This window comes from Bradyrhizobium sp. KB893862 SZCCT0404 (assembly GCF_018130885.1).
In the GTDB taxonomy this organism is placed as follows: Bacteria; Pseudomonadota; Alphaproteobacteria; order Rhizobiales; family Xanthobacteraceae; genus Bradyrhizobium; species Bradyrhizobium stylosanthis.
The window spans coordinates 237,653-253,173 of record NZ_JAFCLT010000010.1 but is presented as its reverse complement, the minus strand read 5'-3'; the positions used below and the strand labels follow the sequence as shown (position 1 = coordinate 253,173).

The window sequence follows — 15,521 nt, the reverse complement described above, 5'->3', positions numbered from 1 at the left end:
TGCGTCCGGCGCGGGCCTCGAGGCCGCGTCATGCAACCCAGGGCTACCCCGTCACGGCCCTGCGCGGCTGCATCTCGGCCTCCATCACGAAGCCCTCGTATCCCTTCGCGGCGACCTCGTCGCAGATCCGGCGGTAGACGCCGACCCCGCCGATATAGGGCATGAAGATGCGCGGCTTGCCCGGGACGTTGGCGCCCATGTACCAGGAATTGGCCTGCGGATAGAGCGTGCCATGGGCGACCTCGTTGACGTGGGCGACCCATTTCTCCTCGGCGTCCCCTCCCGCTTCCATCGTCGCAAGGCCGCGCTCGCGCATGTGGGTCAGGCAATCGGCAATCCAGTCGACATGCTGCTCGATCGACACGATCATGTTCGACAGCACGGACGGGCTGCCGGGGCCGGTGATGATGAAGAGGTTCGGAAAGCCGGCGCTCATCAGCCCGAGATAGGTCTTGGGGCCTTCCGCCCATTTCTGGTTCAGCGTCTGACCGCCCGGGCCATGAATGTCGATCTTCGCGACCGAGCCGGTCATGGCGTCGAAGCCCGTCGCCATCACCAGCGCGTCGACTTCGTGATCCTTTCCGGCGACACGCACCGCGCTCGGGGTGATCTCCTCGATCGGATTGGCCTTGATATCGACCAACGAGACGTTCGGCCGGTTGAAGATCTTGAAGTAATCGGTGTCGATGCAGATGCGCTTGGTGCCGATGGGATGGCTGTTCGGCTGCAGCAGTTTTGCCGTCGCCGGGTCCTTCACGATTTCGGCGATCTTGCCGCGCACATAGTCGGCGGCGGTGTCGTTCGCAGCCCTGTCGAGGCCGAGATTGTTGTAGACGTACATGAAGGTGAGCCCGCCGCGGTCCCATCGCGCCTTGAATTTGGCGCGCCTGACATCCTCGGCATCGTCGAGCGCGCCGCGGTCGGGCTGCTCGGCATAGATGCCATTGCGCGCGACCTCGCGGGCGAAGCGGCGGATCTCCGGATAGTTCTTGCGGAACGCATCGCGCTCCCCGGCGGTGAGCGCGGCGTTGCGGGCCGGAATCGAGAAATTCGCGGTGCGCTGAAACACGGTGAGATGTTTCGCCTGCTCGGCGATAATGGGCGCCGACTGGATGCCTGACGATCCCGTGCCGATCAGGCCGACGCGCAGGCCGGTGAAATCGACGTCTTCATGCGGCCAGTTGCCGGTGTGATAGACAGGCCCCCTGAAGGTCTCGAGGCCTTTGATGTCGGGCTTGCGCGCATTCGACAGGCAGCCGGTGGCGAGCACGACGAACTGCGCCAAAACCGCCTTGCCGTCGGACGTCGTCACCGACCAGCCCTTCTCGCGCGCGTCGAACACCGCGCGCTCGACACGGGTGTTGAACTGGATGTCGCGGCGAAGATCGAAACGATCGGCGACGTGGTTGGCGTATTTCAGGATCTCCGCCTGCGGCGCGTAGCGCTCGCTCCAGTCCCATTCCTGCTGCAGCTCCTCCGAGAAGGAGTAGGAATACTGCATGCTCTCGACATCGCAGCGCGCGCCGGGATAGCGGTTCCAGTACCAGGTGCCGCCGACGCCGCCACCCTGCTCGTAGACCCGTGCCGAGAAACCGAGCCCGCGCAGGCGGTGCAGCATGTACAGGCCGGCGAAGCCCGCGCCGACGACGACAACATCGACGGTCTCCGCGGCCTCGGCCGGACTCGACTGCGCTGGCGACATCGGTTGGCGCTCCCTCGTTGTTTTCTGTTGTTGTGCGCCAGCATTCTCGCAAGGCGACCGAAGCGCAAGAGGCAAATCGGCGGGCGCAGGCCTGCTAATTTTGTAGAGCGGAATGGCTCGTCCGGCACACGACGCCTGCACGCAAGATGCGCGGCCGAATCCGGCATGGCATCGCAGGCGATGATGAGCTAGCGTCGAACGCCTTCGCGGGGAAAGCAACAACAGCAAACGCGAAGGCCGCCGGGGAGAGAACCATGAAATCGCCGATCTGCGACATGCTGGGGATCGAGTTCCCGCTGCTCGCCTTCAGCCATTGCCGCGACGTCGTTGCCGCCGTCAGCCGCGCCGGTGGCTTTGGCGTGTTGGGGGCCACCGTGCACACGCCCGATACGCTCGAGCGCGAGCTGAAATGGATCGACGATCACGTCGACGGCAAGCCCTACGGCATCGACGTGCTGATCCCCGAGAACATCTCCACGTCGGGCGAGAAGGACGTCACCTGGAAGAGCCTGGAGGCGCGTGTGCCGCAGGAGCACCGCGCCTACACGCGCGATCTCCTGAAGAAGTACGACATCGAGCTGACGACCACTGAAGTTGCCGCTGACCAGCCGCAGCCGTTCGACGCAAAGACCGCGATGCAGCTGCTCGAGGTTTCCTTCAATCATCCGATCCGCCTGATCGCCAATGCGCTGGGCGTGCCGCCGAAGGCGATGATCGAGATGGGCAAGAAGCACGGCGTGCCGGTCGCCGCTCTCGTCGGCGCCAAGGAGCACGCGCTGCGCCAGGTCGCGGCCGGCGTCGACATCCTGGTGGTGCAGGGCACCGAGGCCGGCGGCCATTGCGGCGAGGTCTCGACCATGGTGCTGGTCCCCGAGGTGATCAAGGCGATCAAGCCCATCCGCGACGTGCCGGTGCTGGCCGCGGGCGGCATCATGACGGGACGGCAGATGGCGGCCTGCATGGCGATGGGTGCGGCCGGCGCCTGGACCGGCTCGGTGTGGCTTGCCACCGTCGAAGCCGAGACCACGGAGATCTTTCGCGAGAAGATGATCGCCGCGTCCTCGCGCGACGCGGTGCGCTCGAAGGGCCGCACCGGCAAGCCGGCGCGGCAGCTTCGCTCGGTCTGGACCGATGCCTGGGACCGCGCGCCGGACAGCCCAGGCGCGCTGCCGATGCCGCTGCAGAGCATCATCAGCCGCGACGCGTTCCATTCGATCGATCGCGCGGCGGCGAGCGGAAATGCGCGGGCGCGCGATCTCGTCAGCTACTTTGTCGGCCAGGGCGTCGGTCTGATCGACAGCGTGAAGTCGGCGGGTGCCGTGGTGCAGGAGTTCAAGGAAGACTTTGCCGAAGCCGTCGAGCACATGAATGCGCTGGTGGCGGAGTAGTTGCCCGTGGCTGGCCTGGTGTTCGCGGCCCATCCTTCGAGGCCCGGCCAGCGGCGCGAGTGCGCCGCCGACCTCGCACCTCAGGATGACGATTCCTCCGTAGCCGTCACCCTGAGGTGCGAGCAGCGCGATGTGTAGCGCCGCGCAGCGAGCCTCGAAGGGCGACGACGTGCCAAAGACCAAGAAAGCGAATTGAGAAGAAATGACCAATACCCCCGAAGACCGCATCCCCGTCATCGTCGGCATCGGCGAGATCGTCGATCGCCCCAAGGAGATTACCGAGGGCCTCGAGCCGCTCGACCTGCTCGAGCAGGCGCTGCAACGCGCCGAGGCTGATGCCGGGGCAAAGCTGCTCGGCGAGGTGCAGTCCCTCGACGTCGTCAACTTCCTGAGCTGGCGCTATCGCGATCCGGAGAAGCTGCTGGCAGAGCGCCTCGGCGCTACGCCGGCGCATTGCTATTACGGCCCGGTCGGCGGCGAGAGCCCGATCCGCTACATCCACGAAGCCGCCAAGCGCATTGCGCGCGGCGAGTGCACCGTCGCCGCGGTCTGCGGCGCCGAGGCGCAATCGACCGCGACCAAGGCGGAGCGCGCCGGGGCTAAACTGCCGTGGACGCCGTTCGCCCATGACGTCGAGGAGCCCAAGCGCGGCGCGGCGTTCCAGAAGCCGCTGGCGGTGAAGCTCGGCGTGTTCCGGCCCGTCACGGTCTATCCGTTCTACGAGGCGGCCTCATCGGCGCATTGGGGCCAGACGCCGCGCGAGGCCATGGCTGAATCCGGCACGCTGTGGTCGCGCTATTCGGAAGCGGCCGCGCAGAATCCCAATGCCTGGCTCAAGCGGCGCTATGCGCCCGAGGAGATCACGACGCCGACCGCCGACAACCGGCTGATCGCGTGGCCCTACAACAAGCTCATGGTCGCCAACCCCAGCGTCAACATGGGCGGCGCGCTGCTGCTCACCAGCCTCGCCAAGGCGCGCGCGGCCGGGATTGCCGATGAGAAGCTGATCTACCCGCTCGGCGGCGCATCGGCGGAGGAGCCGCGCGACTATCTCCTGCGCGACCAGTTCTACGAGAGCCATCCGCAGAACGCGGTACTCAAGAGCGTGATGGACCTTGCCGGCGGCGACGGCAGAGCATTCGACGCGATCGAGCTCTACAGCTGTTTCCCCTGCGTGCCCAAGATGGCGCGGCGGACGCTCGGCCTTTCCGCCGACGTGCAGCCGACCGTAACCGGCGGCCTCACCTTCTTCGGCGCGCCGCTCAACACCTACATGACCCATGCCGCCTGCGCGATGGTGCGGCGCCTGCGCGACGGCGCCCGGCTCGGCCTGCTCTACGGGCAAGGCGGCTTCGTCACCAAGCACCATGCCCTGGTGGTCTCGAAGACGCCGCCGCGCGATGTCCTGGCGCAGGAGACGAGCGTGCAAGGCGAAGCCGATCGCAACAAGCGCGCGGTGCCGGAGTTCGTGACCGAGGCCTCAGGCAAGAGCAAGGTCGAGAGCTTTACGGTGCTCTATGGCCGTGGCGGCGATGTCGAGCACGGCGTGGTGATGCTGCGCACGGAAGACGACCGGCGCACGCTGGCGCGGATTCCCGCGAGCGACGACGCGACGCTGGCGCACCTGCTCGACATGAATCGCACGCCGGTGAGCTCGCTCGGCGAGATCACGATGGCCGCCGATGGCGTGCCGGAGTGGCGGGTGGCGTAGCTTGTTCTCGTGTCCCGGACGCGGTGCGGCATGGACTGCCGCTCCGCAGAGCCGGGACCCAGAAAGCTTAGAGGTACAGCGCGGAGAGATGGGCCCCCGGCTCAGCAGCGCACCACTGCGTGCTGCGCTGCGTCCGGGGCACGAGCTCGTAGGCTGGGTTCGGCGTAACCCACCTCTTCTGCCTCCGCGGAGACACATAGTGGTGGGTTACGCCTTCGGCTAACCCACCCTACGAGAGCGGACTACGAGAGCGAGCTAGCTCTTCGGCGCCTGCTTTTCCGATGCCGTCGCCGGCTTGCCCTTGGCGCCGGCACCGACCACGCGCACGGCATCGCCGTCGGAGAGGCCATCCGGCGGCGCGGTGATGACGCGATCATCCGCGGCAATGCCCGAGGCAAGCTCGATCTCGCGGCCGAGATCGCGCGCGATGGTCACGGTCTTGAACAGCACCTTGTCGTCGGGCCCGACCGTCGCCACGCGCAGACCGCTGCCGTTGAAGATCAGCGCGCTGGCGGGGATGCTGAGCGGGGCGGAATCGCGCTGCAGGTTCAGCTTCACGCTGGCATAGCCGCCCGGCATCAGTTCTCCGCTCGAATTGTCGAGGCCGAGCTGCATGCGCGTGGTGCCCGAAGCGACGTCAACGGCCTGCGATGACGCCTCCACCGTCGCCTGGAAGGTCCGGTTCGGATATTCGGGCAGCGCGATGGTGGCCTTGGCGCCGATCTTGATCGCCGGCACGTAGTTCTGGGGAACGTTGACGTAGACGCGCAGCTTGGTGATGTCGGAAACCACGAACATCGCCGGGCCCGAGCCGCCGCCGGCATTGATCAGCGCACCGACATCGGTGTCGCGCGCGGTGACGACGCCGTCGAACGGCGCGGTGATCTTCTTGTAGCCGGCCAGTGCTTCCAGCCGCTCGACATTGGCCTGGCCCGAGCGGACCGCCGCGTTCTTGTTGGAGAGATCAGCCGTGCGCTCGTCGATCTCCTGCGCGGAGACGAAGTTGGAGGCGACCAGCGTCTTGCGGCGGTTGAGGGTCGCTTCCGACAGCTTGGCGCTGGACTGCTGGCTGGCGAGGTCGGCGCGGGCCTGAAGCAGCTGCTGGTCGAGGTCGGGCGCCTCGATCTCGGCGATCACCTGACCGGCCTTGACGCGGGCGCCGATGTCGGCGCTCCAGCTCTTGAGATAGCCGGGGACGCGGGCGAAGATCGGCGCGCGGTAATAGGCCTCGAGCCGGCCCGGCAGGTCGATGGTGGAATTGAGGGCCTTGGCGTTGGGCTGGGTCACCGCGACGCTGGGAACGGCCTGGTCGTCGGTCCACTCCTTCAGCTTGGAGCCCTGCTCCTCGCGGGCACGAATGCCGGTGCCGACGATGAGGCCCGCTGCGACCAGCGCCACCACGCCGAAGATGCCCAGTTTCCGGTGCGACACCGGGGAGCGGGGTTCAGTGGGCGACATGCGGGGTCTCCAATGGGGCGGCGGCTTTGGCGCCTTGTTTCTTGTGTACCATACTGAACACCACGGGAACAAACATCAGCGTGGCGAATGTTGCAAAGATCAGGCCGCCGATCACGGCGCGGCCAAGTGGCGCATTCTGCTCGCCGCCCTCGCCCAGCCCCAGCGCCATCGGCGCCATGCCGATGATCATGGCGAGCGCCGTCATCAGCACCGGGCGGAACCGGACGAAGCCGGCTTCGAGAGCGGCCGCAATGGGATCGCCGAGTTCCTCATAACGCTCGCGGGCGAAGGAGATCACGAGCACGCTGTTGGCGGTGGCGACGCCCATGCACATGATGGCGCCGGTCAGCGCCGGCACCGACAATGTCGTCTCGGTCATGAACAGCATCCAGACGATGCCGGCGAGCGCGGCCGGCAGCGCGGTGATGATCACGAACGGATCGGACCAGGACTGGAAGTTCACGACGATCAGGAAGTAGATCAGCACGACGGCCCCTAACAGGCCGAACAGCAGGCCGGTGAAGGCGCTGTTCATGGTCTGCACCTGGCCGAGCAGCACCACGGAGGAGCCCTTCGGCACGTCCTTGGCGGTGTCGGCGATCACCTTGCGGATGTCGGCGGCGACCGCGCCGAGATCGCGGCCCGAGGTCGTTGCGAAGATCTGCACCATCGACTGGATGTCGTATTGCGAGACCACCGCGCTCGAGCTCGAGCGCTTGATGTCGGCAATGCCGCCGAGGATCGGCGACTGCGAATTACCGGCCGCGGTGATCGGCAGCGTCTGCAGCGCGCTGAGCGAGTCGATCTGGTATTGCGGCGTCTGCATCACGATCGAGTAGGACACGCCGTTATCAGGGTTGAGATAGTAGGTCGGTGCCACCTGCGAGGAGCCGGCGAGGTTGACCACGAGGCTGTTGGTGACGTCGCGCTCGGTCAGGCCGACATATTGCGCGCGGGTGCGATCGACATCGATGTTGAAGGTCGGCGCGTTCGGCGATTGCTGGATGCGCGCGTCGGCCACGCCGGGAATCTTGCGGACCTTGGCCAGCAGATTGTTGGCATAGGTGAAGTTGGCGGCGAGATTGGCGCCGCGGATCTGCAGGTCGATCGGCGCCGGCGCGCCGAAATTCAGGATCTGGCTGACGATGTCGGCGGGCAGGAACGCGAAGCTGACGCCGGGGAACAGCCGCGGCAGCTGCTCGCGCAGCACCTTCACGTGCTCTTCCGTCGGCTTGTGGCCTTCCTTCAGCTTGATCTGGATGTCGCCGTCCTGCGGCCCGATCACGCCGGTGTTGTTGTAGGTCATGTTGATGCCCGAGATCGGCATGCCGATGTTGTCGGTCATGGTCTCGATCTCGCCGGGGATCAGTTTGCGCACCGCCTTCTGCACGTCGGCGAGCTGGTTGGCGGTCTCCTCGACGCGGGTGCCGACCTGGGTGCGGACATGCATCAGGATGTTGCCGGCATCGACGGCGGGGAAGAAGTTGCGGCCCAGGAACGGCACCAGCGCGAAGGACGTGCCGACCACGCAGAGGAAGCCGACCACGAACACCGCGCGATGCGCCAGCGCCAGCCCCAGCAGATTGTGGTACCCGCCGCGAATGCGTTCGAACCGCTTCTCGAAGCCGCGCTGGAACCAGACGAGCGGATTGCGCGACTTCGGCGGCTCGCCCTCGTGGTGGACATGCGCCTTGAGCAGGTAGTTCGCCATGGTCGGCACCAGCGTGCGCGACAGGATGAACGACCAGATCATCGCGAACATCACGGCTTCCGCCATCGGCACGAACAGGAAGCGCGCGACGCCGGTGAGGAAGAACATCGGCACGAACACGATGCAGATGCACAGCAGCGAGACGAAGGCCGGCGTCACGATCTGGTTGGCGCCGTCGAGGATCGACTGCTCGACCGGCTTGCCCTGCTCCAGATGGTAGTTGATGTTCTCGATCGTCACGGTGGCATCGTCGACGAGGATGCCGACCGCGAGCGCAAGGCCGCCGAGCGTCATGATGTTCAGCGTCTCGCCGATCGCCGACAGCATGATGATGGCGCCCAGCACCGACAGCGGGATCGAGACCGCGATGATGATGGTCGAGCGCCAGCTGCCGAGGAACAGCAAGATCATGACGCTGGTGAGCAGCGCGGCGATCACGCCCTCGAAGGCGACGCCCTCGATCGCACCGCGGACGAACACCGACTGGTCGCCGATGAAGCCGATCTTCAGCGCATCGGGCAGCTGGTCCTTGACGTCGATCACCTTCTGCTTGATGCCGGAGATGATATCGAGCGTCGAGGTCGCGCCCGCCTTCAGCACCATCATCAGCACCGAGCGGTTGCCGTCGACATGGACGATGTTGGTTTGCGGCGGATTTCCGTCGCGTACGGTCGCGACGTCGCGGACATAGACCATCGCACCGTTGACGGTCTTGATCGGCAGATTGCCGAGCTCGTCGATCCTGAGCGGCGAGTTGTTGAGCTGGATGTTGTATTCGAAAGTGCCGATCTTCTGGGTGCCGACCGGCGTGATCAGGTTCTGCGCGGCCAGCGCGTTGGCGACGTCCTGGCCGGACAGGCCGCGGGCCTGGAGCGCGGTCGGATCGAGGTCGATCTGGACCTGGCGCTGCTTGCCGCCGAACGGATACGGGATCGCCGCGCCGGGCACGGTGACCAGCGGCGTGCGCAGATTGTTGATGCCGATATCGGCGAGGTTCTGCTCGGTGAGGCCGTCGCCCGACAGCGCCACCTGGATGATCGGCACGGTCGAAGCGGAGTAGTTCAGGATCAAGGGCGGCGTCGCGCCCGGCGGCATCTGCTTGAGCAGCGTCTGCGAGATCGCGGTGACCTGCGCGTTGGCGGTGCGGATATCGACGTTCGGCTGGAAGAAGATCTTGATGATGCCGAAGCCGTTATAGGAATTGGCGGTGATGTGCTCGATGTCGTTGACGGTGGTCGTGAGCGCGCGCTGGAACGGCGTGGTGATGCGGCCCGACATCTGGTCGGGCGGCAGGCCGGTGTACTGCCAGACCACGCCGATCACGGGGATGCGGATGTCAGGAAAGATGTCGGTCGGCGTCCGCAGCGCGGCGAGCGGCCCGATGATCAGCAGCAGGAGCGCGAGCACGACGAAAGTATAGGGTCGGCTCAGGGCAATACGGACCAGAGCAATCATGCGCCAGGCAATTCCAGGTCAAGCGAGAATATGGAATCCGCCCCACGGGGATCCCCCTTTTCCCCTTTACCCGAGCACCGGAGGAAACGCTAATCTCCGGCGCCTTCGCTGCATTCACTTCCCTGCTACCGCACTGCGAAATCTACATCGCAGCCATGCAGCCAGACGCCTCAGGCGGCGCGGACCGAGCCCAGGAACTTGGCGACGTCGAGCTTGAGACGGAAAAGGGCGGCGCTTGGCGCGCCGCCCTTTCGTCAATGGATGCCTGTCGGCGCAGCTTACGCAGCGCGGACGTTGGTCAGGAACTTGCTGACTTCAGTCTTCAGCCGGCTCGAGTCGTTCGACAGCATCTGCGCCGCCGACAGGACCTGCGAGGAGGCGGTGCCGGTCTCGGTCGCGCCGCGCTGCACGTCGGTGATGTTGGAGGAGACCTGCTGGGTGCCCTGCGCCGCCTGCTGCACGTTGCGGGCGATCTCCTGCGTCGCCGCGCCCTGCTCTTCCACGGCCGCGGCGATCGCCGAGGAGATTTCCGACAGGCGCTCGATGGTCGAGGAGATTTCCTTGATGGCGCCGACCGAATCGTTGGTCGCCGCCTGGATGCCGGAGATCTGCTGGCCGATCTCGCCGGTCGCCTTCGCGGTCTGCTCGGCAAGCGCCTTCACCTCGGAAGCGACGACGGCGAAGCCGCGACCCGCTTCACCCGCGCGCGCGGCCTCGATGGTCGCGTTCAGTGCCAGGAGATTGGTCTGGCCGGCGATGGTGTTGATCAGCTCGACGACGTCGCCGATGCGGGAGGCCGCCTTGGAGAGCTCGCTGACGCGCTCGGTGGTGGCACGGGCCTGGCCGACGGCATCGCCTGCCATCCGGGCCGATTCCTGGACCTGACGGCTGATCTCGCCGACGGACGAGGCCATCTCCTCGGTGGCCGAGGCCACCGACTGCACGTTGGTCGAGGCTTCCTCGGAAGCGCCCGCAACCGTGGTCGCCAGCCGCTGCGAGCGGTCGGCGGTCGAGGTCAGGGTCGAAGCGGAAGCCTCCAACTGGGTCGAAGCCGACGAAACGGTCTGGACGATCTCGCCGATCATCGTTTCGAACTCGCGGGTGATGTTGTCGACGCGGCGGCCGCGCTCGATCTTGGCCTCGGCATCGGCCGCGGCGGCCTCGTCGGCGGCCTTCTTGGCGATCAGCGCCTCCTTGAAGATCTGGAGCACGTCGGCCATGGCGCCGATCTCGGTCTTCTCGCCGCGATGCGGCACTTCGGCCGAGAGGTCGCCCCGACCCAGCGCCTGCATCGGCTCGATGATCGAGTTGATGCCCTTCGAGACGTCCTGGACGAGATAGAAGCTGATGCCGATACCGGCGAGGATGGCGGCGCCGAGGATGATCGAGACCAGCATGAAGGCGAAGGAATAGCTGTCCGCTGCATCCTGCGCGGCCTGGTCGCCGCCCTTGGTGTTGAGCTCGATGTCCTTCGTCAGGACCTCATCCGAGGCAAGACCGATCTTGTTGACCGTCTTGGTGTTCAGCTCCTGCGCCTCATGCGGGACCTTGCCGGCCTCCTTGCGCGACAGCGCCATCACCTCTTCGGTGCCCTTCTTGTACTCTTCCCAGAGCTTGGCCCATTCGTTGTACAGCCGCCGCTCCTCGGGAGAGGTGATCATCGGCTCGTAGTTCTTGCGGGCCTTGGCGAGCGCCTCGTTCACCGTGCCCGCGGTCTTCTCGTTCGCGAGCTTCTCCTCGAGCGTCTCGGACAGCATGTGCTGACGGACCACGTTGCGGTAGGTGATGACGGAGGCCCTGAGCTCGCCCAGCACCCGCACGCTCGGCATCCAGCTCGTGGTGATGTCGGTGGTGTTGGCATTCATCGACCGCATCTTCATGACGGCGAGGATGCCCATGCCGGCCATCGCGACCAACAGGAACGCCACGACACTGATGATCTTGGCGCGGATGGAAATCTTGGCGAACATGAGCGGTCTCTTTGCGTTGGCGCGGCGGCGCGTCCGGAAATGGTTGATCAACCAAAAGTTGCGACGCCGGCATCCAACAACAAAGCGACTGGGCAGTTGTTAACTACGACTCCGCACACGTACCGAAGCCGAAAGAGATGAATGAGGGGCTAAGAATGCCCTGCGTTCAGCGCATGAGCCCAAGCGCGTCCGAGAAAAACTCCGCGCCGCCAAAATTTCCGGACTTCAGCGCGAGCAGCATATCGCCTTCAACACCGACCGCGCGCAGCACCGGGACGCCCGCGGCGATTTCCACCCCTACGAGAAAGCCGGGAATCTTCAATCGATCGACGACGGCGCCGGACGTCTCGCCGCCGGCGACGACCAAACGCCGCACGCCTGATTTTACAAGGCCTTGGGCGATGTCGGCCATCGTCTGCTCGATGGCATGCCCGGCCGCGTCACGGCCGTGACGGGCCTGGAGCGCGGTGACCTGATCGGGCGTCGAGCTCGATGCGATCAGCACCGGTCCTTCAGCGAGTCGCGGCTTTGCCCAGTCCAGCGCGCGCTGCGCCTCGCCTCCTCCCGTAAGAATACGGTCCGGGTCGAGATGGAGCACCGGCATGACTTTTTCGGCGCTGGCGATCTGCCTGAGCGTCGCCTGCGAGCAGCTTCCGGCAAGGCAGGCCGCCGGTCCGCCGACGGCCGCGCCGGCCTCTCCGCTGGCTGCGGCCGATCTGACCTTGCCGCTGGACACCAGCGCCCGCGCCAGCCCAAGTCCCATGCCGGAGGCCCCGACCGACAGCCGGTGCTCGGCGGCGACGAGACCGATGGTCTCGAGATCGTGGTCAAAGACGGCGTCGATGATCGCAGCGCCAATGCCGTTGGCGGCGAGCCCCGCCAGCTGCGCCCGCACGGCATCCGCGCCGCGGGTGACGGTGGCGAGGTCGACGAGGCCGATCTGCGTCCTGCTCTGGCGCGCCAGCACGCGGACCAGGTTGGAATCGTGCATCGGGTTGAGCGGATGGTCCTTCAGCGGGCTCTCGTTGAGCGGCACCGCGCCGACGAAGAGGTTGCCCTGATAGACGGTGCGGCCGGTCTCCGGGAAGGCCGGCGTCACCAGCACGTTCGCCTCGCCGCAATCGGCGCGCAGCGCGTCCATGACGGGGCCGATGTTGCCGGCGTCGGTCGAATCGAAGGTCGAGCAGATCTTGAACAGCACGTGGCTCGCGCCGCGGCCACGCAGCCATTTGTCTGCCGCGCGCGAGCGCGAGACCGCAAGGCCGGCCTCGATCGACCGGCTCTTCAGGGACACCACGACGGCGTCGACCTCGGGCAGCGCCAGATCGTCGGCGGGGATGCCGATGGTCTGCACCGTGCGCAGGCCCGCGCGCGTCAGCGTGTTGGCGAGATCGGAGGCGCCGGTGTAGTCGTCGGCGATGCAGCCCAGAGCAAGGGTCACGGCTTCACTCCCGCATAAGGCTTGAACCAGGCGAGGCCATCGGTGGTCTTGCCGCGCGGATTGTATTCGCAGCCGACGAAGCCGGCATAGCCGAGCCGGTCGAGCTCTTCGAACAGGAACGGATAATTCAGCTCCTCGCCGTCGGGCTCGTTGCGCGAGGGGATGCTGGCGATCTGGATGTGGCCGATGATCGGCATCATCTCGCGCAGCCGCATGGTGACGTCGCCATGGATGATTCCGCAGTGATAGATGTCGAACTGCAGCTTGAGGTTCGGCAGCCGCAGCTCCTGGATCAGGTCGCGGGCGAAACCGAAATCGTTGAGGAAATAGCCGGGCACGTTGCGCGCATTGATCGGCTCCAGCACGATGTCGATGCCGTGGGGCGCGAAGAACTCCGCAGCCCAGGTCACCGATTTGTAGAAGGCCTCGATCGCGACGCGCTCGCCGCGATTGGCAATGCCGGCCATCAGGTGCAACCGCTTGACGCCGGTTGCCTTGGCATAGGGCAGCGCGGTCTCGAGGCTCGCCTTGAGCTCGTTGAAGCGCGCGGGCAGCGCGGCAAAACCCTTCTCACCGGCATTCCAGTCGCCCGGCGGCAGGTTGAACAGCGCCTGGGTCAGGCCGTTGCGCTTGAGCCGCTCCCCGACCGTCTCGGCGGGATGCTCGTAGGGAAAGAGAAACTCGACGGCGGTGAAGCCGGCCTGCGCGGCGGCATCGAAGCGATCGAGGAACGGGACCTCGGTGAACATCATCGAGAGGTTGGCGGCGAAACGGGGCATGGGAATCCTCCTGGCTCTACTTGTCGCCGGGCAGCTCGACGCCGGTGACCTGCGCATACATGCGCGCCACCGAGGCATCGTCATCGCGGCCCATGCCGGCGGCCGCCGTCATCAGGAACATCTGGAGCGCGGCGGCCGAGACCGGCACGGGAAATCTGGCGCTGCGCGCCATGTCCTGGATGATGCCGAGGTCCTTGACGAAGATCTCGACCGCGCTGCGCGGCGTGTAGTCGCCGTCGAGCACGTGCGGCATGCGGTTCTCGAACATCCAGGAATTGCCCGCGGAGGCCGTGATCACCTCGTAGACCTTGCGGATGTCGAGGCCCTGCTTGGCCGCGAACGCCATCGCTTCCGACGCAGCGGCAATGTGCACGCCGGCGAGAAGCTGGTTGATCATCTTGAACGCGGCGCCCTGCCCGGCGGCATCGCCGAGCTCGTAGAGCTTTGCCGCCATGGCATCGAGCGCCGGCCGCGCCTTTGCGAAGGCGGCCGCGCTGCCGGAGGCAAGGATCGTCAGCTCGCCCTGGGCTGCGCGCTGCGCACCGCCGGAGATCGGCGCATCCAGATAATGCCGGCCGGTCGCCTCGAGCTGCTTGGCGAGGCGCCGCGCCACGTCCGGGTCCATGGTGGCGGAGGAGATGAACACGCTGTCCTTCGGCATGGTCTCGGCCGCGCCGTCCTTGCCGAACAGGATCGCCTCGGTCTGCGCGGCATTGACGACGACGCTGACGACGATGTCGGCATTCCTGGCCGCCTCGGCCGGCGTCCTGGCGCCCGCGCCCCCGTCCTTCACGAACCGCGCCACCGCGTCAGCCGAGACATCGCAGCCGGTGACGGCATGGCCGGCGCGCTTCAGCGAGGTCGCCATGCCAAATCCCATCGAGCCGAGCCCGACGACGGCGATACGCTGGTTCTGTGAGCTGGAGGCGGACATGCAACTGACCCTTGAACGTTTCCCGAATGGCCGCCCTTTGCGGCAGCTTGGCAACCGCATAACACGGCTTGGCCGCGCTGCCAAAGCGTGAGACAAGCAGACATGACGGCCATGAAAACCGAAACGAGCAACGAGACAAGGCTGCGCGAGGATATCTGCCGCTTCGGACGGTCCCTGTTCGAGCGCGGGCTGACGCCCGGCTCCTCCGGCAATATCAGCGTCAGGCTGGACGGCGGCGGCTGGCTGGTGACGCCGACCAACGCCTCGCTCGGCTTCCTCGATCCGGCAAAGCTGTCGCGGCTGGACGATCAGGGCCGGCTGGTGTCGGGCGATGCCCCGACCAAGGAAGTTCCGCTGCATACCGCGCTCTACGACACGCGCGGCAGCGCACGCGCGATCGTGCACCTGCACTCCACGCATTCGGTCGCGCTCTCGATGCTGCCCGAGATCGATCCGCGCGCCGCGTTGCCGCCGATGACGGCCTATTACCTGATGAAATGCGGCGCCACCGCGCTCGTCCCCTATTACCGCCCCGGCGATCCCGCGGTGGCGGATGCGATCAAGGGACTGGCCGGAAAATACTCGTCCGTGCTGCTCGCCAATCACGGCCCGGTGGTCGCGGGCGACACGCTGGAAGCCGCGGTGTTCGCGACCGAAGAGCTGGAGGAGACGGCGAAGCTGTACCTGCTGCTGCGCGGGCTGAACCCGCGCTATCTGTCGCCGGAACAGGTGAAGGATCTGGTGAAGGTATTCGGGGTGACGCTGCCGGAGCACGGGCACGGGCATTGAGCCCGGCTCTAACCTCGTCATTGCGAGCGCAGCGAAGCAATCCAGAGTCTTTCCTCGGCGGCAGTCTGGATTGCTTCGCTGCGCTCGCAATGGCGGCGGTTGTGGCCCCACCTGTCGCCCGCATGAGCGAAGCGATATGCGGGACCACCTGCCCCGGATGTCGCTTCGCTCATCCGGGCTACG

General features: G+C 66.3%; 10 protein-coding genes. 3 read left to right on the top strand and 7 right to left on the bottom strand.

Translation table 11 applies throughout. The features are described from left to right. Window positions 1-43: 43 nt before the first annotated feature. The gene (locus tag JQ617_RS32985; protein WP_212030016.1) at window positions 44-1,702 is read right to left on the bottom strand and encodes a flavin-containing monooxygenase; all 1,659 of its coding nucleotides are present in this window, start codon (window positions 1,700-1,702) and stop codon (window positions 44-46) included. A gap of 254 nt (window positions 1,703-1,956) precedes the next feature. Between JQ617_RS32985 and JQ617_RS32980 the strand changes: the two genes are divergently transcribed. After that, window positions 1,957-3,090, top strand: a complete 1,134-nt coding sequence (locus JQ617_RS32980) for a nitronate monooxygenase (RefSeq protein WP_145663648.1) — start codon at window positions 1,957-1,959, stop codon at window positions 3,088-3,090. A gap of 202 nt (window positions 3,091-3,292) precedes the next feature. Then, window positions 3,293-4,801: an acetyl-CoA acetyltransferase gene (locus JQ617_RS32975; RefSeq protein WP_212030015.1), complete on the top strand. Its 1,509-nt coding sequence runs from the start codon at window positions 3,293-3,295 to the stop codon at window positions 4,799-4,801. A 255-nt stretch (window positions 4,802-5,056) separates the two neighbouring features. Here the strand turns inward: JQ617_RS32975 and JQ617_RS32970 are convergent, their stop codons facing one another. The 6 genes from JQ617_RS32970 to ltnD all read right to left on the bottom strand — a co-directional run bounded on the left by JQ617_RS32970 (window position 5,057) and on the right by ltnD (window position 14,549). After that, window positions 5,057-6,259, bottom strand: a complete 1,203-nt coding sequence (locus JQ617_RS32970) for an efflux RND transporter periplasmic adaptor subunit (RefSeq protein WP_145663654.1) — start codon at window positions 6,257-6,259, stop codon at window positions 5,057-5,059. Next, the gene (locus JQ617_RS32965; protein ID WP_212030014.1) at window positions 6,246-9,425 is read right to left on the bottom strand and encodes an efflux RND transporter permease subunit; all 3,180 of its coding nucleotides are present in this window, start codon (window positions 9,423-9,425) and stop codon (window positions 6,246-6,248) included. Before JQ617_RS32965 ends, JQ617_RS32970 begins: the two co-directional genes overlap by 14 nt. Window positions 9,426-9,703: 278 nt before the next feature. Continuing rightward, window positions 9,704-11,395 carry a methyl-accepting chemotaxis protein gene (locus tag JQ617_RS32960; protein WP_212030013.1) on the bottom strand — a complete coding sequence of 564 codons (1,692 nt, stop codon included), beginning with the start codon at window positions 11,393-11,395 and terminating at the stop codon, window positions 9,704-9,706. Between the two features lie 166 nt (window positions 11,396-11,561). Then, window positions 11,562-12,836 (bottom strand): 3-oxo-tetronate kinase, encoded by a 1,275-nt coding sequence (otnK, locus tag JQ617_RS32955; RefSeq protein ID WP_212030012.1) that lies wholly within the window; start codon window positions 12,834-12,836, stop codon window positions 11,562-11,564. Further along, entirely contained in the window at window positions 12,833-13,615 is a 783-nt protein-coding gene (gene otnI / locus JQ617_RS32950) for a 2-oxo-tetronate isomerase (protein WP_145663663.1), read from the bottom strand. Before otnI ends, otnK begins: the two co-directional genes overlap by 4 nt. 16 nt (window positions 13,616-13,631) lie before the next feature. Next, window positions 13,632-14,549, bottom strand: coding sequence for an L-threonate dehydrogenase (gene ltnD / locus JQ617_RS32945; protein ID WP_212030011.1), 918 nt, complete (start codon window positions 14,547-14,549; stop codon window positions 13,632-13,634). 102 nt (window positions 14,550-14,651) lie between these two features. Here ltnD and otnC point away from each other — a divergent pair, with 102 nt between their 5' ends. Further along, entirely contained in the window at window positions 14,652-15,338 is a 687-nt protein-coding gene (gene otnC, locus JQ617_RS32940; RefSeq protein WP_212030010.1) for a 3-oxo-tetronate 4-phosphate decarboxylase, read from the top strand. The last annotated feature ends 183 nt before the right edge of the window (window positions 15,339-15,521 follow it).

Bases quoted from the DNA above. Each gene is read 5' to 3' on its own strand.
- JQ617_RS32960 (WP_212030013.1), bottom strand. From the start codon at position 11,395: ATGTTCGCCAAGATTTCCATCCGCGCCAAGATCATCAGTGTCGTGGCG.
- otnI (WP_145663663.1), bottom strand. From the start codon at position 13,615: ATGCCCCGTTTCGCCGCCAACCTCTCGATGATGTTCACCGAGGTCCCG.
- JQ617_RS32965 (WP_212030014.1), bottom strand. From the start codon at position 9,425: ATGATTGCTCTGGTCCGTATTGCCCTGAGCCGACCCTATACTTTCGTC.
- JQ617_RS32970 (WP_145663654.1), bottom strand. From the start codon at position 6,259: ATGTCGCCCACTGAACCCCGCTCCCCGGTGTCGCACCGGAAACTGGGC.
- otnC (WP_212030010.1), top strand. From the start codon at position 14,652: ATGACGGCCATGAAAACCGAAACGAGCAACGAGACAAGGCTGCGCGAG.
- JQ617_RS32975 (WP_212030015.1), top strand. From the start codon at position 3,293: ATGACCAATACCCCCGAAGACCGCATCCCCGTCATCGTCGGCATCGGC.
- JQ617_RS32985 (WP_212030016.1), bottom strand. From the start codon at position 1,702: ATGTCGCCAGCGCAGTCGAGTCCGGCCGAGGCCGCGGAGACCGTCGAT.
- JQ617_RS32980 (WP_145663648.1), top strand. From the start codon at position 1,957: ATGAAATCGCCGATCTGCGACATGCTGGGGATCGAGTTCCCGCTGCTC.
- ltnD (WP_212030011.1), bottom strand. From the start codon at position 14,549: ATGTCCGCCTCCAGCTCACAGAACCAGCGTATCGCCGTCGTCGGGCTC.